We start from the raw sequence: 19,853 nt of genomic DNA, 5'->3' as shown, positions 1-19,853 counted from the left end.
GGGCATAATGCCGGGACGCCCCCTGATCGTAGCCGCGCATGCCCAAGAGTCCTCACCTTCCCAAGCGCCCCCGCTGGAGCAGCCTGCTGCTGCTGGCGCTGGGTCTGACGCTGCTGCTGATTCCGCTGCGCTACGCGGCCCAGCACTATTACGAGGCGCAACTGGGCGAGCAGAACGGCCAGACCCTGGATCTCTATGTCGCCAACCTGCTGGGCACGCTGCGGCGCTACGAGGTGCTGCCGGACCTGCTGGGCGATCTGCCGGTGCTGCGCCATGCCCTGGAAGGCCAGGGCGACAGCACGGCGCAGGACGCCGCCAGCCAGATGCTGGAAGACATCCGTCAGCGCACCGGGGCGGACGTCATCTACCTGATGCAGGACGACGGCACCTGCCTGGCCAGTTCCAACTATCGCCAGGCGGACAGCTTCGTCGGTCGCGACTTCTCCTTCCGGCCCTATTACAAGGCGGCCATGCAGGGCCAGCCGGGCCGCTTCTTCGGTCTCGGCACCACTTCCAGCAAGCGCGGCTACTATTTCGCCGCCGCCGTGCGCGATGGCACCCGGGCCATTGGCGTGGTGGTGGTCAAGGTCGACCTGGACAGCGCGGAAAAGCTCTGGGGCAATGCGCCCGAGCAGTTGCTGGTCACCGATGACCTGGGCGTGGTCATCCTTACCTCCCATGACGCCTGGCGCTTTCGCGCCACCCATCCGCTGGACGAGCGCCAGCGCGAGCAGGTCAATGCCAACCGGCCCTACCCCACCACCAATCCAGCGCCCCTGACCCTGGTGCCCGGGGACTGGCTGACCCAGACCCGCAACCTCGACGAGGTCGGCTGGAACGCACAGATCCTGGCACCACGGGAGATGGTCGAGCGGCAGGTGCGCAGTGCCCTCTATGTCGGCGCGGCGACCCTGCTGGCGCTGCTCCTGCTGCTGGTGGTTATGACCCTGAGACGGCGCCACTTCATCGAGCGCCTGGCGCTGGATGCCCGGGCCAAGCGTGATCTGGAGCTGAACGTGGAGGAGCGCACCCGCGACCTGCAGACGCTCAACGCGCGGCTGCAGCAGGAGGTGCACGACCGCGAGCAGGCCCAGCGCGAACTCATGCGCGCCCAGGACGAAGCCGTGCAGGCCGGCAAGCTGTCGGCGCTGGGAACCATGTCGGCCAGCATCAGCCACGAACTCAACCAGCCGCTGGCGGCCATCCGCAGCTACACGGAAAACGCCGTAGTGCTGCTCGACCACGATCGGCTGGACGACGCCCGCGGCAATCTCAAGCTGATCGGCGAGCTGACCACGCGGATGGCCAACATCATCGCCCACCTCAAGGCCTATGCCCGTGGCGCCCGCCGTGCGCCGGAGAGCGTGGTTCTGCAGGGCGCCCTGGAAGACGCCCTGGCGCTGGTCGCCGCGCGGCGCCGGGCCATGCAGGTGGAGCTGATCCGCGACCTGCCCGATGCGCCGCTGTGGGTGCAGGCCGGCGAAACCCGCCTGCGCCAGATCATCAGCAACCTGCTGAGCAATGCCCTCGACGCCCTGGCGGAAAAGACCAGCACCCGCCGGCTGTGGCTGACCACGAGCATCGACGAGCGCGGCGTGACCCTGATCCTGAGAGACAACGGTCCGGGCTTTTCCAGCGAGGCCCTGGCCCGCGCCCACGAACCCTTCTTCACCACCAAGGCCACCGCCCAGGGCCTCGGCCTGGGCCTGGCGATCTGCGATAACCTGTTGCGAACCCTCGGTGGCCACCTGCACCTGTCCAACCATGGCGACGGTGGCGCCGAGGTACGTCTCTATCTGCTGCACGGCAAGCCGGGGGTCGCCTCGGTGCCCCAGGAAGAAGTCCGCGGTTGACCGTCCCGCCCTCCACTTTTAGGTCCCAGTCATGAGTGCCCTGCCCCCCTTCGATCCCGCCAGCCAGATCCTGCTGATCGACGACGACGCCCACCTGCGCCTGGCGCTGAGCCAGACCCTGGACCTGGCCGGTTTCAAGGTGACGACCCTGGCCGACGCCCGCGAGCTGGAGCTGGCGGCCGTGCGCGACTGGCCCGGCGTGGTGGTCAGCGACATCCGCATGCCCGGCATCGATGGCCTGGAGTTGCTGGCCCAGTTGCACCAGCGTGACGCCGAATTGCCGGTGGTGCTGATCACCGGCCACGGCGACGTGCCCCTGGCGGTGCAGGCCATGCGCGCCGGGGCCTATGACTTCCTGGAAAAGCCCTTCGCCAACGACGCCCTGATCGACAGCGTGCGCCGCGCCCTGGGCGCCCGCCATCTGGTGCTGGAGAACCGCAGCCTGCGCCTGGCCCTCGCCGAGCGCCATGAACTGCAGACCCGGCTGATCGGCCAGACCCCGGGCATGGCGCGGCTGCGCGATCAGATCGGCGCCCTCGCCGCGACCCAGGCCGATGTGCTGATCCATGGCGAGACTGGCGCCGGCAAGGAGGTGGTGGCCCGCGCCCTGCACGATCTGTCGAATCGTCGCGACGGCCCCTTCGTCGCCATCAACGCCGGGGCCCTGGCCGAATCCGTGGTGGAGAGCGAACTCTTCGGCCATGAACAGGGCGCCTTCACCGGCGCCCAGAAAAGACGCATCGGCAAGTTCGAATACGCCAGCGGCGGCACCCTCTTTCTCGACGAGATCGAGAGCATGAGCCTGGATGTCCAGGTCAAGCTGCTGCGCCTGCTGCAGGAGCGCAAGGTCGAGCGACTCGGCTCCAACCAGCAGATCCCGCTGGATATCCGGGTGGTCGCCGCCACCAAGGAAGACTTGCGCCAGGCCGCCGACCAGGGCCGCTTCCGCGCCGACCTCTACTACCGGCTCAATGTCGCCACCCTGCGCATTCCCGCCCTGCGCGAGCGCAGCGAAGACATCCTGCCGCTGTTCCGCCACTTCGCTCTGGCCGCCGCCCAGCGCCATGGCACCCCCCTGCGCGAAGCCGATGCCGAGCAGCGCGCGGCCCTCATCGCCCACAGCTGGCCGGGCAACGTGCGCGAATTGCAGAACGCCGCCGAGCGCTTCGCCCTGGGGCTGGAGCTGGCGCTGGACAACAGCGCCTATGCGCCCCTGGCGCCCATGGCCGCGCCGCCCGTGGCCGCGGCCCCGGTGATGGCGGCGCCGGCGGCGTCAGCCCTGGCCGCTGGGCTGGGCGAACAGGTCGAGGCCTTCGAGCGCGAACTCATCCAGCGCGAATTGGCCCGGCCCCATGCCTCCCTGCGCAGCCTGGCCGAAGCCCTCGGCCTGCCGCGCAAGACGCTGTCCGACAAGCTGCGCAAGCACGACCTGCAGTTCACTGGCGGCGCAGCGGACGAAGGCGACTAGGCCAAGGTCGGCTGGTCGCGCCTGATCGCGAGTGGCAGAGTGAGGGACTCAGGCGTCGTGCAACAGGCGGCGTGCAACAGGCATTCGCGCAAGGAGACCCTCTTGACCTCGCTCATGCTCGCAGAAGCTGCCGCCAGTGGCGCGGCGGTCGCTCGCCAACTGGCGACCATCGACCAGGCCCTGGCGGCGCTGGCCGACGACCTCAGGGCCAATCCGCCGCAACTGGCGCTGACCGTGGCGCGTGGCAGCTCGGACCATGCGGCCAGTTATTTCGCCTACCTGGCGATGGCCCACCTGGGGCTGCCGGTGCTGTCCCTGCCGCCTTCGCTGGTGACCCTGCGCCAGGCGCCGCTGCGCGTCGAAGGCCAGCTCGCCTTGGGCTTTTCCCAGTCCGGACGCAGTCCCGATCTGATCGAGACGCTGTCCGCCCTGGATCGCTACGGCGCCCGTACCGCAGCCCTGGTCAACGAGATCGACTCGCCGCTGGCCCTGGCCTGCCGCCATGCCATCGGCGTACAGGCCGGTCCCGAGCGCAGCGTCGCCGCCACCAAGAGCTTCATCGCCACCCTGGCCGCCGCCGCCCGGCTGATCGCCCACTGGCAGCAGGACGAGACGCTGCTGGCGGCGGGCTTGGCCCTGCCGGAAGCCCTGGATCGCGCGGCCGAACTGAGCTGGGCGCCGGCCCTGACCGTCCTGCGCGACGCCGAGCGCTGCATGGTGGTCGGCCGCGGGCCGGGCTTCGCCATTGCCCAGGAGGCCGCGCTCAAGCTCAAGGAAACCTCGGCGCTGCAGGGCGAGGCCTTCAGCGGCGCGGAATTGCAGCACGGTCCCCTGGCGCTGGTGGAGCGTGGCTATCCGCTGCTGATCTTCGCCCTGCGCGGCCCCGAGCAGGCCGGTCTGCTGCAACTGGCGCGGGACCTGCGCGGACGCGGTGCACGGGTGCTGCTGGCCGCGCCGGACGAGATCGCCGAGCGCGACCTGCCCCTCGCCGTCGCCGGTCATCCGGACCTGGACGGCCTGCTGGCGATCCAGAGCTTCTATCGCCTGGTCGCACTGCTGGCCGAGGCCCGGGGCCAGGATCCGGACCAGCCGCGCCACCTGCGCAAGGTCACCCTCACCCGCTGAGGCGGTGATCGCTCGTCCAGGCGCTGCCGCTTGCAGAGCGCCTGGATTACCCGCTCCATCCAGAGAGCTAAGTCTTTGGAGCTAGTCGCCGACGGCTGGTCGACGGGTAATCTGCCAAGCGGTCCACAGAGCCGGTAAGTCGCTGGAAATCGGTCAGTTTTTTCTTGTCGCTCCCGGCGATTTGTCTCAGCGTTCGCGCAACGGATGATGAGACAGCCCATATGGACATGCGCGCGATACCTGCGAGCAAGGTCTGCCTGACGACGAGAAACGTCCTCCTGGCAGAACTGCTCAAACCCTTTCTCGAAGAACGCCACGGCATCGAGCTCAGCTGCGCCCGCGAGCTGGAAGCGGCCGGCGGGACCAGCCTGGTACTGGTCGATCTCGGCAGCGTGCCCGAGGCGCCGCTGGAGCGCTGGCTGGAAAGCCTGGCGCCGGCGGTCACGGTGGCCTTTCTCAACGCCAGCCTCGAACAGGCCCTGCCCTGGGTCGAACGCTTTCCCGCCATCCAGGGCGTGTTCGCCCCCCAGGCCAGCCGCGACCAGCTGCTGCAGGGTCTGGGCGCACTGCTGGCCGGCGAGGACTGGCTGCCCCGCGCCATCCTGGCCCACCTGCTGCGGCGCTCCCGCGAGCGCCCCAGCATCGCCGCCGACGGCCTGACCCGGCGCGAGCGGGAGATCCTCCGGCTGGTCGGTCGCGGGCTGTCCAACGCCGCCATCGGCGAGGCGCTGTGCCTGAGCACCCATACGGTCAAGAGCCACATGCACAACCTGCTGCGCAAGACCGGTGCGGCCAATCGCGCCGAGGCGGCGCTGCGCTTCCATGCCGGGCAGGACCTGTCGGGATGAAGGCGGCCTGGCTGCTGCTCGGCCTGCTGCTGGCCGGACCGCTGCGGGCCGAGGGCGAGCTGATCCAGGGACTGCTGGTGGACAACACCATCTCCCGCTTCGGCCATGACTTCTATCGCCATTTCGCCGACCGCCTGACCGATACCACCGACCTGGACTTCAACCTGGTGGTGCGCGAACGGCCCTCGGCGCGCTGGGGCAGCCTGGTCTGGGTGGAGTACGAGCAGCGGCTGCTCTACCGGCAGTTCATTCCGCCCAACAACAGCGAACTGAAGGATGCCGCCTACGCCGCGGCGGACCAGGTCCACGAGGGCATCACCCGCCGGCGCCTGGAAAATCTGCTGCAGGATACTTTCGACATGGATAAGGACGAGTTATGAACGCGCACGCCTGGAAGGCCCTGCCCCTGCTCTGCACCCTGGGCGTCGCCCCGGCCATGGCGACCGAGCTGGTCTACTCGCCGGTGAATCCGTCCTTTGGCGGCAATCCGCTCAATGGCACCTACCTGCTGAACAACGCCACCGCCCAGGATCGCCACAAGGATCCCGACCTGCGCAGCAGCGCCAGCAGCCAGTCGCCCCTGGAACGCTTCACCAGCCAGCTGGAATCGCGGCTGCTGTCCCAGGTGCTGACCGACATCAAGGACGGCAACTCGGGCACGCTGTCCACCGACCAGTTCATCGTCAACATCGTCGACGACTCCGGCAGCCTGACCGTGCAGATCACCGACCGCGGGACCGGGGAGATTTCGGAAATCTCCGTCAACGGCTTCAACCAACCCTGAGCACGGATGCCTGCCATGAACGCCTTTTCCCTGGCGGCGGCCCTGACCGCCGCCCTCGTCCTGACCGGTTGCGTGCGCGACCCCATGCCCGCCGAACAGAACGCCGCCCCGACCCTGACGCCGCGCGCCTCCACCTACTATGACCTGCTGGCGCTGCCGCCGCCCAAGGGCCCGCTGGTGGCCGCCGTCTACGGCTTCCGCGACCAGACCGGGCAGTACAAGCCCAATCCGGCCAGCTCCTTTTCCACCGCCGTGACCCAGGGCGCCGGCAGCATGCTGGTGGACGCCCTGCAGGCCAGTGGCTGGTTCGTGGTGCTCGAACGCGAGGGCCTGCAGAATCTGCTGACCGAGCGCAAGATCATCCGTGCCACCCAGAACAAGCCGGACCTGCCGGAGAATCTGCAGCAGGCGCTGCCGTCGCTGCAGGCGGCCAACCTGCTGCTCGAAGGCGGCGTGGTGGCCTACGACACCAACGTCCGCAGCGGCGGCGAGGGAGCCCGCTACCTGGGCATCGGCCTGTCCGAGGAGTACCGGGTGGATCAGGTCACGGTCAATCTGCGTGCCATCGATACCCGCAGCGGTCGGGTGCTGGCCAATGTCATGACCTCCAAGACCATCTATTCCATCGGGCGCCAGGCCGGCGTCTTCAAGTTCATCGAATTCAAGAAGCTGCTCGAAGCCGAGTCCGGCTACACCACCAACGAGCCGGCGCAGCTCTGCGTGCTCTCGGCCATCGAGGCGGCGGTCGCCCATCTGGTCGCCCAGGGCGTGGAGCGGCGCCTGTGGCTGGTGGCCGACGGCCGCGATCCGCGGGACCCGGCGCTGACCAAGTACCTGGAGCCGACCCGGCGCTAGGGATTAAGCCGCCGGCCCCGCGGGATTCGCTCCCTGGAGCGATAGCGATGCGCCAGGCGGCTCCGGACAATGCCAAGCGGAGAATCTTAGGCAATGACGGTGACAGAGATGCGCAGCCCAACCCGCGGCCTGGCCATGGTCCTTGCCCTGACATTCGGCCTGGACGCCCTGGCGTCGGCCGCCGATCTCATGGAGACCGGCGACCTGGGTCAGGCGCCCGCAGCCGGGCGCGATGCAGCCATCCGCCAGCTCGGCGTAGGCAACCAGGCGCTCATCGACCAGCGTGGCACCGCGCTACGCGCTCAGGTCGCCCAGAGCGGCGCCGCCCAGGAAGCCCGCATCCTGCAGGACGGCACGGAGCTGAGCGCGGTCATCCTCCAGGGCGGCTACGGCAACGTCGCAAGCATCGAGCAGGTCGGCAGCGGCAACCAGGCCGACATCCTGCAAGTCGGCGTCCAGGGCAACGCCCGCATCGAACAGCACGGATCGGGCCTGTCCAGCCGCATCGTCCAGTACGGAAGCAACCAGAACACGGTGATACGTCAGTACCGCTGATGGCACTCATGGAGATCAGACAGATGTTTCTACTCAGGCCCCTGGCCGCCCTGACGCTGGCCCTCGTGGCCACCAACGCCCTCGCCCAGAACAGCACCGCCATCGTCCAGCAGGACGGCAACAGCGGCACCCTCACCCTGGACCAGAGCGGCGCCGGCAACAGCGCGGCCCTCTATCAACTGCAGGGCGAAGGCAACGCGATCAGCGTGGTCCAGACCGGCGCCAGCAGCGCCACCATCACCCAGGGCGGCGATATCTACGGCTACGCCCAGGGCAATGTGGCGACCCTGCGCCAGGAAGGCGGCAGCAGCGTCCATAGCCTGGCCCAGGACGGCTTCGGCAACCAGGCCACCATCACCTCCGTGGGTAGCAACAGCGGTACCCTGGTCCAGTCGGCCTCCAGTGCCCAGCTGACCCTAGAGCAGAACGGCGACAACAACCAGGTGCGCGTCGACCAGAGCGGCGATGCCGTGACGGCGACCCTCGCCCAGTCCGGCACCGACAACCGCATCGACCTGACCCAGCAGGGCTACTCGGTCGACACCGTGGAGCTGACCCAGCGTGGCCAGGCCAATGTCGCCACGGTGCTCTCCTCCGGCAAGTTCAACGAACTGACCTTCACCCAGGATGGCAGTCGCAACACCCTGAACGTCGACCAGGCCGGCCGCGGCAATCGCTTCAGCGGCAGCTCCACCGGCGACGACAACCTGGCCAGCGTCACCGTCCAGGGCGACAGCAACCAGACCAGCATCGTCCAGAGCGGCAACGGCAACGAGGCGCGCCTCGACGTCACCAGCGCCATCAGCACGGCCAGCATCAGCCAGGTCGGCGACAGCAACCGCGCGAGCATCCTGCAGACCTCGGCCAACTTCAACGGCTTCAACGACAGCGCGCAGATCTCGCAGAGCGGCTTCGGCAACAGCGCCACCATCAACCAGCGATGAAACGTGCCGCCTGGCTGCTCGCGGCCCTCCTGCCCCTGGCGGGCGGCGCCGCGGCCAGCGCCCGCCTGGAAGTTCAGCCACAACCGGCGGGCGCTCAGGTACAGCTGTGCTTTACCGGCGAAGACACGTCCCTGCGCTACGAACTCATCATCGAATTGCACGGGCCGGGGGGCGTCGCCCGCACCCGTCAGGCCGGCGAGGCCAGGGGTGACGGCTGCCCGGTCACCACGCGCCTGGGCGCCGCACCGGGCAGTCTGGTCGAGGCGAAGCTGAGTTGGCAGCGACAGGGCCAGGCGCAGCCCGTCATCGAGCGACGCCTGCAGCTGTAGCTCAGCGCAGAGGTTCCACGTGGAACCGTGGCTACAGGGTCAGCGGCAGTTCCAGCGGGGTCTGCTGCCGCTCCGCCAGGCGTTGCTGGAATTCGGCCGGATCATGGATCAGCACGTCCTGGCCGGCAAAGGCCTGGGCGGCGATCAGCCGTGACAGCCAGAAACGCACGCAGGCGACGCGCAGGAGCACCGGCCACAGCTCGGCTTCGCGCGGCGTGAAGTGGCGATCGGCGGCATAGGCCGCCAGCAGCGCCCGGGCGCGCGGCAGGTCCAGCGCGCCGCTCTCGGTGGAGCACCAGTCGTTCACCGTGATGGCGAGGTCATAGAGCATCCAGCCGGAACTGGCGTTGTAGAAGTCGATGACGCCCGACAGCCGGGGGCCGTCGAACATCACGTTGTCGCGGAACAGATCGCCGTGCAGGTTGGCTTCGGGCAACGGTGGCTGCTCGGCCAGCAGGTTGCGGATTTCCCCCAGGGTGCGCTCCAGCAGCGGTCGGGCGGTCGCGTCCAGGGTCGGCGCCAGGCGCTCGCCTTCGGCCAGCATCCAGGCCAGGCCGCGATCACTGGCGCGCTCGATGCGCCGCTCGCCGGCGGTGGCCCGGTGCAGATGGCCCAGCAGGTGGCCGACTTCGCCGCAATGATGGGGATTGGGCGCACGCTCGTGGCGGCCGGCCAGGCGCGGTTGCAGCAGCGCCGGCTTGCCGGCCAGTTCGCGCAGGGCCTGGTCATCCTGGGTGCGTACCGCATAGGGCACCGGCAGATCGGCGTCGTGGAGGACGTCGAGCAATTCGATGAAGAACGGCATCTCCGCCACCGGACCGCGCTCCACCAGGGTCAGCACGAATTCGCCGCCTTCCAGGCTGATGAAGTAGTTGGTGTTTTCCGAGCCCTCGGCGATGCCCCGGAAATCCCGCAGCCGCCCCAGGCCATAGGGCGCGAGAAAGGCTTCGAGGGTGGGACGATCGAGGGGCGTGAAGACGGACATGACAGGGCCTGGCGGAGGAATGTGCGAGCGGCGCGCAGTTTACCGGTCCAGGCGCCTTGCGCCTACCAGCTGAACAGGCGCCAGCTGGGGACGTGCAGGGTCGGCTTGTCGTTGGCGGCGGTGCTGCTGCCATCGGCGGGCACCAGCTCGTAGGGCGCGCCATGCTTGGGGATGACCCGGGTGGATTGCAGCACCCCGCGGATGCGCGTCTCCTCGATGGTCTGGTCACCGGCCTGGTAGCGGATCACCTTGATCTCGTCAGGCAGGGGCTTTTCCCCCGGTGGCAGCGGTTCCGCGGCCTGGACCAGCGGCGCCAGCAGCAACGCGGCGAAGAGGAAGCGACGAGCACCCATGGTAACCTTTGACCTTTTGAACGGAGCGAGTGGTCGATTCTAGGCTTTGTACGAAAAGTCGTCGAGCGAAGGTCAGGCGAGGCGAAAAAGACTGAGGAAGCGGAGTTTACGAGTGGTAAATGAGCATTCCGAAGGCTTTTTCAACGAAGCATCACCGAGCGCAGACACCTTTCGTACAGAGCCTAGAACCCGGTTTTGCAGTCGTCGAGACTAGCCGGACAGACGCCGCACACGCCACGACAAAGGTCCAGACCATGAGCCACGCCCCTCTCGTCCTGGTGGACGGTTCCTCCTATCTCTATCGCGCCTTCCATGCCCTGCCGCCGCTGATGACCTCCACCGGCAAGCCGACCGGCGCGGTGAAGGGCGTGCTCAACATGCTGCTCTCGTTGCGCCGCCAGTATCCGGACAGCCTCTTCGCGGTGGTCTTCGACGCCAAGGGGCCGACCTTCCGCGACGAGCTCTTCGCCGACTACAAGGCCCAGCGCCCGGCCATGCCCGACGACCTGCGCGGCCAGGTCGAGCCGCTGCACGCCTGCATCCGCGCGCTGGGCCTGCCGCTGCTGGCCGTCGAAGGGGTGGAAGCCGACGACGTCATCGGCACCCTCGCCCGTCATTGCGCCAGCGCCGAGCGGCCGGTGGTGATCTCCACCGGCGACAAGGACATGGCCCAGCTGGTCTGCCCCTATGTCACCCTGGTCAACACCATGAGCGGCAGCGTGCTGGACGTGGAAGGGGTCAGGACCAAGTTCGGCGTGGGCCCCGAGCTGATCATCGACTACCTGGCGCTGATGGGCGACAAGATCGACAACATCCCCGGGGTGCCCGGGGTGGGCGAGAAGACCGCCGCCGGCCTGCTCAACGGCATCGGTGGCGGCCTGGATACCCTCTACGCCAACCTCGACGCGGTAGCCGCCCTGCCCCTGCGCGGCGCCAAGTCGCTGGCCGCCAAGCTGGACCAACATCGCGAGCAGGCCTATCTGTCCTACCAGCTGGCCACCATCAAGCTGGACGTGCCGCTGGAGCTGACCTTCGACGAGCTCACCGTCGGCGAGCCCCATGTGGAAGCCCTGATGGCGCTCTACCAGGAGCTGGAATTCAAATCCTGGCTGGATGACCTGATCCGCGACACCAAGCGCCAGGGCGCCCCCCTGCCGCTGGCCGAGGATGCCGCCACCACCCAGGTGGAAACCCACTACGACACCGTGCTGGAACAGGCCGACTTCGACGCCTGGCTGGCGCGCCTGCAGACCGCCGAACAATTCGCCTTCGATACCGAGACCACCAGCATCGATGCCCAGCGCGCCGAACTGGTGGGGCTGTCCTTTGCCGTGGCGCCGGGCCAGGCCGCCTATGTGCCCCTGGCCCACAGCTACATGGGCGCGCCGACCCAGCTCGCGCTGGAGCCGGTGCTGGCCGCGCTGAAGCCGCTGCTGGAAGACCCGGCCAAGCTCAAGGTCATGCAGCACGGCAAGTACGATCTCAATGTGCTGACCCGCTACGACATCACGATCCAGGGCATCGCCTTCGACACCATGCTCGAATCCTATGTGCTGGACGCCACCGCCACCCGTCACGACATGGACAGTCTGGCGCTCAAGTACCTGGGCCACAGCACCATCCGGTTCGAGGACATCGCCGGCAAGGGCGCCAAGCAGCTGACCTTCGACCAGATCGCCATCGAGCAGGCCGGACCCTATGCCGCCGAGGATGCCGACGTCACCCTGCGCCTGCACGAGACGCTCTGGCCCAGGCTGGAAGCCGTGCCCGGCCTGGCCGGGGTCCTGCGCGACATCGAGATGCCGCTGGTGCCGGCGCTGGCGCGCATCGAGCGCAACGGCGCCCTGGTGGATTCGGCGCTGCTCGGGGTGCAGAGCCGAGAGCTGGGAGAGAAGATGATCGCCCTGGAAAAGGAGGCCTATGAACTGGCCGGCCAGGAATTCAACCTGGGCTCGCCCAAGCAGCTGGGCGAGATCCTCTTCGTCAAGCTGGGTCTGCCGGTGGTCAGCAAGACCGCCTCCGGCCAGCCCTCCACCGCCGAGGCGGTGCTGCAGGAACTGGCCGACCAGGATTTCCCGCTGCCCAAAGTGCTGATGCAGTACCGGCAGATGAGCAAGCTCAAGAGCACCTACACCGACAAGCTGCCGCAGCAGATCAATCCGCGTACCGGCCGTATCCATACCAGCTACCACCAGGCGGTGACGGCGACCGGCCGGCTGTCTTCCAGCGACCCGAATCTGCAGAACATCCCGATCCGTACCGCCGAGGGCCGGCGCATCCGCCAGGCCTTCGTCGCGCCAAAAGGCTATCGCCTGCTGGCGGCGGACTATTCGCAGATCGAGCTGCGCATCATGGCTCACCTGGCCCAGGACGAAGGCCTGCTGCATGCCTTCCAGAACGACCTGGACGTGCACCGCGCCACGGCTGCCGAGGTGATGGGGGTGCCGCTGGAAGAGGTCAGCAACGAGGATCGCCGCCGCGCCAAGGCCATCAACTTCGGCCTGATCTATGGCATGAGCGCCTTCGGCCTGGCCAAGCAGATCGGCGTCGGCCGGGCCGAGGCCCAGGCCTATATCGATCGCTATTTCCAGCGCTATCCCGGCGTGCTGGCCTACATGGAGCGCACCCGCGCCCAGGTGGTGGACCAGGGCTACGTGGAGACCCTCTATGGGCGTCGACTATACCTGCCGGACATCCACTCCAAGAACCAGGGTCTGCGGCGGGCAGCCGAGCGGGCAGCGATCAACGCGCCCATGCAGGGCACCGCGGCGGACATCATCAAGCGCGCCATGATCGCCGTGGACGCCTGGCTACAGTCCACACCGGACCTGGACGCCCGGGTGATCCTGCAGGTACACGACGAACTGGTGCTGGAGGTACGTGAGGACCAGGTGGAGCGCCTGCGCGAAGGCCTGCTACCGCTGATGAGCGGCGCCGGCGAACTGGACGTGCCGCTGCTGGTGGAGTCTGGGGTGGGTGGCAATTGGGATGAGGCGCACTGACGATCGCCCGCCTGAGCTTGATTGCGGCCATGGGCCGCTCCTACAGCGGTTCGAGGTACCTATAGGAGCGACCGCATCGGCGAACGGCCATGGCCGCGATATAGGCACCGTAGTGTGGAAAACGGCGCAGCCTTTTCCACCTTAGGCTTAGGTGCCGGGGGTTTCCCTCACCCCGCCCTCTCCCAGAGGGAGAGGGAATGGTTTGGAGTGTGGCTTCGGCACCGTAGCGTGGAAAACGGCGCAGCCTTTTCCACTTGAAACTCAGGTGCCAAGGGCACCCTCACCCCGGTCCTCTCACCGAGGGAAAGGGGGTCACAGCCTCAGCGCACCACGCCTTCCTCGCGCAATACCTTGAAGATGGCGGCCGCTGCGGCTTCGGGAGTCAGGTCCTTGAGCACCTGGCCGCCATCGCCGGAGGCCTTGGCCGTGGCGGCCTTGAAGCGGTCGGCGGCGGTCTTGGCCTTGATCACCTTGAGGCGCTTGGGGCGTGCCTTGGCCGGTTGCAATTCGCCGTCTTCGAACAGACTGTCCTGCACCACCTCGATGGTCTCGACCTGCAGCTCGCCCCGCCGGGCCGGGCCGAAGGCGCTTTGTCGCGGCGCGGGGGCGGCGCTGTCGACGCTGGCGACAAAGGGCAGGCGCACCCGCAGCCGCCGTCGCTGACCGCGCGGCAGGGCCTGGAGCACGGTCGCCTGGCCACCTTCCACGGCTTCCACCGCGGCAAGGCCGACCACCAAAGGCCAACCGAGGGTCTCGGCCAGCAGATAGGGCAGCAGACCCGAACCCTCGCCGGTTTCCGCCTGGCTGCCGGTCAGTACCAGGCCGGCACCGACCTCGCGCAGGGTATCGCCGAGGGCCGGCAGGGCATCGGCACCCGCCGGTTGTTCCAGTACGTGGAGGGCCGGCACGCCCATGCCCAGATAGCCGCGCAGGGCCTCTTCGGCGGGATCACCGGCGTGCAGGACGCGCAGCTTGTCGCCCACCAGGCGTAGGCCGAGTTCGACGGCTCGGGCATCCTGTTCCGCCCGCCGGGCCCGCCCGGAGGTGGGATGGGCGCCAACGGACACCAGGGCCACGATTTTGACGCCGTCCAGCGACGGCAGCTTCTGCTCAGGCGACATCCTGCAACTCCCCTGCTCGCTGTTGTTCGACCAGCCGCGCCAGGGCAGCCAGGATGGCGTCACCGTTGCCGATCACCGACAGATCGGCGCGCTTGACCATGTCGCAACCCGGATTGGTGTTTATGGCGATGACCTTGTCGCAGCTGGCGATGCCCTGCAGGTGCTGCACGGCGCCGGAGATGCCCACGGCCAGATAGACCCGGGCGGTGACCCAGGTACCGGTGGCGCCGACCTGGCGGTTGCGCGGCATATGGCCGTCGTCCACCGCCACCCGCGAGGCGCCCTCGGTGGCACCCAGCAGCGCGGCGGTGCTGTGGAATAGATCCCAGTCGCGGATGCCGTTGCCACCGGAAAGGATGAATTCGGCCTCGGCCAGGGGAATCTGCATGGGATCGACAGCGACCGGACCGAGGTCCTCGATACGCGGCAGATGCCGGGCGATATTGCCGCTCAGGGTTACCGGCAGGACCTCGTGACGGGTTTCGCCGACCGGCTCCGCGCATTCCGGCAGAGCCAGGACCAGGCGCGGCAGCGGCTGCTGCAGATCCTGGCGACCGGCACCGGCGCGGCCGGTGACCAGGCCGTCCTTGACCTGCCAGACACGGGTGGCCGGCCGCTCATGCAAGGCGGCTCCCAGGCGCCGGCCCAGTTCGCCGCCACCACTGCGGCTGTCGGGCAGCAGCCAGTGACGCGGCTGCAGTTCGTTGTTGACCGCGCGCAGCGCCAGCACCCGCTGTTCGGGGGCATAGCCCTGGAATTGCTCGCCTTCCAGATGCAGCAGGCGATCCACCCCGGCGGTATCGAAGGCGGTTTCCTTGACCTCGCCGAAGACCACCGCCAGCACGGCGCCCTCGGCACCGGCAAGTTGCCGGGCCAGGCCCAGCAGGTCACGGTCATGGGCGGTCAGGCGACCGCTGACCAGATCCGGAACCACGGCGATGTAGAAGGCCGGCGCGGCGATCTGGTGCAGCGGCAATTGTTCTTCCACCGCCTGGGCGGCGCCACGGCGACCGCCGCCCTGCTGGGCGCCACTGCGGTCGATACGCTTGACGCCCTGGGGGCCGACGAAACCGGCGGCTGCGGCGTGGGGATTCTTGCGGACCAGGCCGTTGGGCCCCATCCAGCGGCTTTCGGCATCGGCGCTGCTGGTGATGCTCGCATGCAGCGGATGCAGACGGTTGCGCGCGATCCACTCGCGGCGCGGGTCGCGACGAATGATGCTCATGCTGGGCGCTCCGTGTTGGGATGGCGGGTAAGGTGCGCGGTAGGCCCCTCACCCCAGCCCTCTCCCCCGAGGGGAGAGGGGGTAAAAGCGGTGAACACCGGGACTTGTCTGGCGCACCTGATCATCCCCTCTCCCCCCGGGGAGAGGGCCAGGGTGAGAGGGCCCCGACGCCCGCTCACGACAGGGCCTCCGCTACCGGCCGCCGCGCGGCGGCCGGCTTGCTGTCCACCGGTGCCTCGACGATGGCCTCGGCCACCAGCTCGGCGATGTCCTTGATCTCCGGGCGCGGGGCGACCACGCCTTCCAGCATCAGGGTGCACTGGGGGCAGCCCACGGCCACCAGCTCGGCGCCGGTTTCCTGGATGTCGGCCATGCGCATGTCGGGAATCCGTTGCTTGCCGGGGATATCGGTGATCGGCGCTCCGCCGCCACCGCCGCAGCAGCGCGAACGGAAGCCGGAACGCTCCATCTCCTTGACCGCGATGCCCAGCGCCTTGAGCACCGCGCGCGGCGCCTCGTACTCGCCGTTGTAGCGGCCCAGGTAGCAGGGATCGTGATAGGTGATGGTGGCGCCCTGCTCGGCCAGGGCGTGCTGGCCCAGGTGCAGGGTGCCGCGGCTGAGCAGGGTCTCGATGAAGGTGCTGTGGTGCTGCACCTGGTAGTGGCCACCCAGGTCGCCGTATTCGTTCTTGAGCATGTGGAAGCTGTGGGGATCGCAGGAGACGATGGTCTGGAAGCGATATTTGCCCAGGGTCTCGATGTTGCGCCTGGCCAGTTGCTGGAAGGTCGCCTCGTCACCCAGACGGCGGGCCACGTCACCGCTGTCGCGTTCTTCCAGGCCGAGCACGGCGAAGTCCACCCTGGCCGCCTTGAGCACCTTGACGAAGGCGCGCAGGGTGCGCTGGTTGCGCATGTCGAAGGCGCCGTCGCCGACCCAGAACAGCACCTCGGCCTGGCCCTTGTCCTTCATCAGCGGCAGGTCCAGGTCGGCGGCCCAGTTCAGGCGGCCACCGGGGGCGAAGCCGCCGGGGTTGTCGGTGGCGATGAGATTCTCCAGCACCTCGGCGCCCTTGTTCGGCGTCTCGCCGCGTTCCAGGGTCAGGTGCCGGCGCATGTCGACGATGGCATCGACGTGCTCGATCATCATCGGGCACTCCTCGACGCAGGCGCGGCAGGTGGTGCAGGACCAGAGGGTCTCGGCGTCCACCAGGGCCTTGCCTTGGCGGGCGACGATGGGCAGGTGCGGACCGCCGGCGTGTTCGCCGACCGGCTTGCCGGGATAGGGCGAGCCGAAGTAGCGGGCATCGCTGCCGCCCTTGAGGCCGATCACCATGTCCTGGATCAGCTTCTTGGGGTTGAGCGGCTGGCCGGCGGCGAAGGCCGGGCACATGGCCTCGCAGCGACCGCACTGGACGCAGGCGTCGAAGCCGAGCAACTGGTTCCAGGTGAAGTCGGCGGGCTTTTCCACGCCCAGTGGCGCCTTGGGATCGTGCAGGTCCAGCGCCTTGAGGCCGCTGGAGCGGGCGGCGCTGGCGTTGTGCGGGGTGCTGAAGCGCTCGGCGCGGCGGTGCCAGGCCAGGTGCAGGGCACCGGCGAAGGCGTGCTTGATGGGGCCGCCCCAGGTCATGCCGAGGAACAGCTCGGACACGCCCCAGGCCACGCCCACCGCCAGGACCACGGCCAGAATCCAGCCCCCGAAGTCCGGCGGCAGGATGCCGGCGACCGGCAGCGTGGCGATGAAGAAGCTCGCGGCAAAGGCCAGCAGGCTCTTGGGCAGGCGCATCCAGGGGCCCTTGGACAGCCGGGCCGGCGGGTTGCGGCGGCGCTTGGCGACGAACAGGGCACCGGTGAACATGCAGGCGGTGGCCGCCAGCAGCGCCCACCCGAGGATGCGGCTGTGCAGGCCGAAGCCGTGCACCAGGATGGCCAGCAGCGCCGCCAGGACGAAACCGCCCGCGGTGGCCACGTGGGTCTTGGAGATGTACTTGTCGCGGTCGACCACGTGGTGCAGATCCACCAGGTAGCGCCGTGGCATCTTCAGCAGCCCACCCAGCCAGTCGACCTCGGCCGGACGCCCCTGTCGCCAGAGGCTGAAGCGGCGCACGGCGCCGATCACGGTGAGGGCCAGGGCGGCGAAGAGCAGGATGGGGAGGATGGTGTTCAACATCGATCTATCCTCACAGGGCGGGCCCCGCAGGCGCGGCCGGGGTGGCGAAGCGCCGGGGGCCGCAGAAGGTGAGCTATCGCGGCCATGGGCCGCTCCTACGGGTTCAGGCGTAGGAGCGGCCCATGGCCGCGATCAATCAGGCCGTCTTAGAAGTCCTTGCACAGGCGCAGGGCGTCGTAGATGGCGGCGTGGGTGTTGCGCTGGGCCACGCAATCGCCGATCCGGTAGAGCAGGTAGCCATTGCCGGCCTCGCCGAGCGCCGGTTGCGGTTCTATGGCGAATAGCGCCTCGATGTCCATCTGGCCCTTGTTGCGCGAGTCTTCCTTGAGGGCGTAGTAGAGCCCCTCGTCCGGGCGCACGCCGTTCTCGATGACGACCTGGTCGACCACGCGCTCCTCGCGGGCGCCGGTGTATTCGTTCTCCAGCACCGCGATCTTCTTGTCGCCCTCGGCGTAGACCTTTTCCAGCATCAGGTCGCCGGTCATGATCACTTCCTTGGGATAGAGGCTGCGGTAGTAGGTAGGGAAGGTGGTCCCGCCGATGGCCACGCCCGGCTTGATGTCGTCGGTGACGATCTCGACCTGGGCGCCCTTGTCGGCCAGGTAGTCGGCCACCGACATGCCGGTGAATTCGCAGATGGTGTCGTACACCAGCACGTTCTTGCCCGGCTCGACCTTGCCCGAGAGGATATCCCAGCTGCTGACGACCAGGCCGTCGGCGGCGTGCCAGTGGTCGACCTGTTCCAGGAAGGGATGGCCGCCGTTGGCCAGGATGACGATGTCCGGGCGCAGGTCGAGGATGGTCGCCGGATCGGCGGCGGTGCCCAGGCGCAGGTCGATGCCCAGACGCGTCAGCTCCAACTGGTACCAGCGGGTGATGCCGGCGATCTGGTCGCGCTGCGGCGCGCGGGAGGCCAGGGTGATCTGGCCGCCGAGTTGCTCCTGCTTCTCGAACAGGGTGACGTCATGGCCACGCTCGGCCGAGACGCGCGCGGCCTCCATGCCGGCCGGACCGCCGCCGACGATGACCACCTTGCGCTTGGGCCCGGTGGACTTCTCGATGATGTGCGGCAGGCCCATGTATTCGCGGCTGGTGGCGGCATTCTGGATGCACAGCACGTCGAGGCCGTTGTACTGGCGGTCGATGCAGTAGTTGGCGCCGACGCACTGCCGGATCTGGTCGATCTGCCCCATCTTGATCTTGGTGATCAGGTGCGGATCGGCGATGTGGGCGCGGGTCATGCCGACCATGTCGACGTAACCGCCCTCCAGGATGCGGGTGGCCTGGTTCGGGTCCTTGATGTTCTGGGCGTGCAGCACCGGCACGTTGACCACTTCCTTGATGCCTGCGGCCAGGTGCAGGAAGGGCTCCGGCGGATAGGTCATGTTCGGGATGACGTTGGCCAGGGTGTTGTGGGTGTCGCAACCCGAGCCGACCACGCCGATGAAGTCGAGCATGCCGGTGTCGCTGTAGTACTTGGCGATCTGCTTCATGTCGTCGTGGGACAGACCGTCCGGGTGGAATTCGTCGCCGGTGATGCGCATGCCGACGCAGAAGTCGTCACCGACCTCGGCGCGCACGGCCTTGAGCACCTCCATGCCGAATCTCATGCGGTTCTCGAAGCTGCCACCCCATTCATCGGTACGCTTGTTGACCCGCGGCGACCAGAACTGGTCGATCATGTGCTGGTGCACGGCGGACAGCTCGACGCCGTCCAGGCCGCCGGCCTTGGCCCGGCGCGCGGCCTGGGCGAAGTTGCCGATCACCCGCCAGATCTCTTCCGGCTCAATGGTCTTGCAGGTGGCGCGGTGCACGGGCTCGCGGATGCCCGACGGGGACATCAGGGTCGGCCAGTGGCCGCCGTCCCAGCGCGAGCGGCGACCCATGTGGGTGATCTGGATCATGATCTTGGCGCCGTGCTTGTGCATGGCGTCGGCCAGATTCTGGAAGTGCGGAATGATGCGGTCGGTGGAGAGGTTGACCGAACTCCACCAGTGCTGTGGGCTGTCGATGGCGACCACCGAGGAACCCCCGCAGATGGCCAGGCCGATGCCGCCCTTGGCCTTCTCTTCGTAATACTTGACGTAGCGCTCGGTGGTCATGCCGCCGTCGGTGGCATAGACCTCGGCGTGGGCCGTGGAGAGTACGCGGTTGCGGATGGTGAGCTTGCCGATCTGGATCGGCTGGAACATTGCTTCGAAGGCCATGACCTTCTCCTCGATCGGCTGGTGCGCGGTCT

Annotated in this window: 17 protein-coding genes; 11 read left to right on the top strand and 6 right to left on the bottom strand. The window is 68.2% G+C overall.

Going from position 1 to position 19,853, the window contains the following annotated elements:
• Positions 1 to 38: 38 nt before the first annotated feature.
• The 10 genes from PVZ77_RS02960 to PVZ77_RS02915 all read left to right on the top strand — a co-directional run bounded on the left by PVZ77_RS02960 (position 39) and on the right by PVZ77_RS02915 (position 8,761).
• On the top strand, positions 39 to 1,853 hold the full coding sequence (locus tag PVZ77_RS02960; RefSeq protein WP_133860335.1) for a sensor histidine kinase: 1,815 nt from the start codon (positions 39 to 41) through the stop codon (positions 1,851 to 1,853).
• A gap of 31 nt (positions 1,854 to 1,884) precedes the next feature.
• Positions 1,885 to 3,321 (top strand): sigma-54-dependent transcriptional regulator, encoded by a 1,437-nt coding sequence (locus tag PVZ77_RS02955; RefSeq protein ID WP_273805385.1) that lies wholly within the window; start codon positions 1,885 to 1,887, stop codon positions 3,319 to 3,321.
• A 114-nt stretch (positions 3,322 to 3,435) separates the two neighbouring features.
• The gene (locus tag PVZ77_RS02950) at positions 3,436 to 4,446 is read left to right on the top strand and encodes an SIS domain-containing protein (RefSeq protein WP_273805812.1); all 1,011 of its coding nucleotides are present in this window, start codon (positions 3,436 to 3,438) and stop codon (positions 4,444 to 4,446) included.
• A gap of 227 nt (positions 4,447 to 4,673) precedes the next feature.
• Positions 4,674 to 5,294, top strand: a complete 621-nt coding sequence (locus PVZ77_RS02945) for a helix-turn-helix transcriptional regulator (protein WP_273805386.1) — start codon at positions 4,674 to 4,676, stop codon at positions 5,292 to 5,294.
• Positions 5,291 to 5,674: a curli production assembly/transport protein CsgE gene (gene csgE / locus PVZ77_RS02940; protein WP_133860331.1), complete on the top strand. Its 384-nt coding sequence runs from the start codon at positions 5,291 to 5,293 to the stop codon at positions 5,672 to 5,674. Before PVZ77_RS02945 ends, csgE begins: the two co-directional genes overlap by 4 nt.
• Positions 5,671 to 6,078, top strand: a complete 408-nt coding sequence (locus tag PVZ77_RS02935; RefSeq protein WP_273805387.1) for a curli assembly protein CsgF — start codon at positions 5,671 to 5,673, stop codon at positions 6,076 to 6,078. The genes csgE and PVZ77_RS02935 overlap by 4 nt, the downstream gene beginning before the upstream one ends.
• 15 nt (positions 6,079 to 6,093) lie before the next feature.
• Positions 6,094 to 6,933: a CsgG/HfaB family protein gene (locus tag PVZ77_RS02930; RefSeq protein ID WP_017641598.1), complete on the top strand. Its 840-nt coding sequence runs from the start codon at positions 6,094 to 6,096 to the stop codon at positions 6,931 to 6,933.
• Positions 6,934 to 7,041: 108 nt separating this feature from the next.
• The gene (locus PVZ77_RS02925) at positions 7,042 to 7,488 is read left to right on the top strand and encodes a curli fiber surface-exposed nucleator CsgB (protein WP_273805388.1); all 447 of its coding nucleotides are present in this window, start codon (positions 7,042 to 7,044) and stop codon (positions 7,486 to 7,488) included.
• Between the two features lie 23 nt (positions 7,489 to 7,511).
• Positions 7,512 to 8,432 (top strand): hypothetical protein, encoded by a 921-nt coding sequence (locus tag PVZ77_RS02920; protein WP_273805389.1) that lies wholly within the window; start codon positions 7,512 to 7,514, stop codon positions 8,430 to 8,432.
• Complete coding sequence (locus PVZ77_RS02915) at positions 8,429 to 8,761, top strand: hypothetical protein (RefSeq protein WP_273805390.1); 333 nt, start codon at positions 8,429 to 8,431, stop codon at positions 8,759 to 8,761. Before PVZ77_RS02920 ends, PVZ77_RS02915 begins: the two co-directional genes overlap by 4 nt.
• Before the next feature lie 31 nt (positions 8,762 to 8,792).
• On the opposite strand, the gene PVZ77_RS02910 is transcribed toward PVZ77_RS02915, so the two are convergent.
• Complete coding sequence (locus tag PVZ77_RS02910; protein WP_273805391.1) at positions 8,793 to 9,746, bottom strand: homoserine kinase; 954 nt, start codon at positions 9,744 to 9,746, stop codon at positions 8,793 to 8,795.
• 62 nt (positions 9,747 to 9,808) lie between these two features.
• Entirely contained in the window at positions 9,809 to 10,099 is a 291-nt protein-coding gene (locus PVZ77_RS02905; protein ID WP_027597317.1) for a DUF2782 domain-containing protein, read from the bottom strand.
• 254 nt (positions 10,100 to 10,353) lie between these two features.
• Between PVZ77_RS02905 and polA the strand changes: the two genes are divergently transcribed.
• Entirely contained in the window at positions 10,354 to 13,101 is a 2,748-nt protein-coding gene (gene polA, locus PVZ77_RS02900; protein ID WP_273805392.1) for a DNA polymerase I, read from the top strand.
• Positions 13,102 to 13,421: 320 nt separating this feature from the next.
• Here the strand turns inward: polA and etfB are convergent, their stop codons facing one another.
• The 4 genes from etfB to dgcA form a co-directional block, all read right to left on the bottom strand.
• Positions 13,422 to 14,222 (bottom strand): electron transfer flavoprotein subunit beta, encoded by an 801-nt coding sequence (etfB, locus tag PVZ77_RS02895; RefSeq protein ID WP_443218021.1) that lies wholly within the window; start codon positions 14,220 to 14,222, stop codon positions 13,422 to 13,424.
• The gene (etfA, locus tag PVZ77_RS02890; RefSeq protein ID WP_273805393.1) at positions 14,212 to 15,447 is read right to left on the bottom strand and encodes an electron transfer flavoprotein subunit alpha; all 1,236 of its coding nucleotides are present in this window, start codon (positions 15,445 to 15,447) and stop codon (positions 14,212 to 14,214) included. Before etfA ends, etfB begins: the two co-directional genes overlap by 11 nt.
• Before the next feature lie 175 nt (positions 15,448 to 15,622).
• Positions 15,623 to 17,614: a dimethylglycine demethylation protein DgcB gene (gene dgcB / locus PVZ77_RS02885; protein ID WP_273805394.1), complete on the bottom strand. Its 1,992-nt coding sequence runs from the start codon at positions 17,612 to 17,614 to the stop codon at positions 15,623 to 15,625.
• Between the two features lie 146 nt (positions 17,615 to 17,760).
• Entirely contained in the window at positions 17,761 to 19,821 is a 2,061-nt protein-coding gene (gene dgcA / locus PVZ77_RS02880) for a dimethylglycine demethylation protein DgcA (RefSeq protein ID WP_273805395.1), read from the bottom strand.
• Between the last annotated feature and the right edge of the window lie 32 nt (positions 19,822 to 19,853).

Origin of the sequence: Pseudomonas sp. SHLD1, assembly GCF_028640935.1 — a bacterium.
Classification (GTDB): Bacteria; Pseudomonadota; Gammaproteobacteria; order Pseudomonadales; family Pseudomonadaceae; genus Chryseomonas; species Chryseomonas aestiva.
Note: the sequence above shows the minus strand (reverse complement) of the source record. Positions and strands in the feature narration are given on the sequence as shown.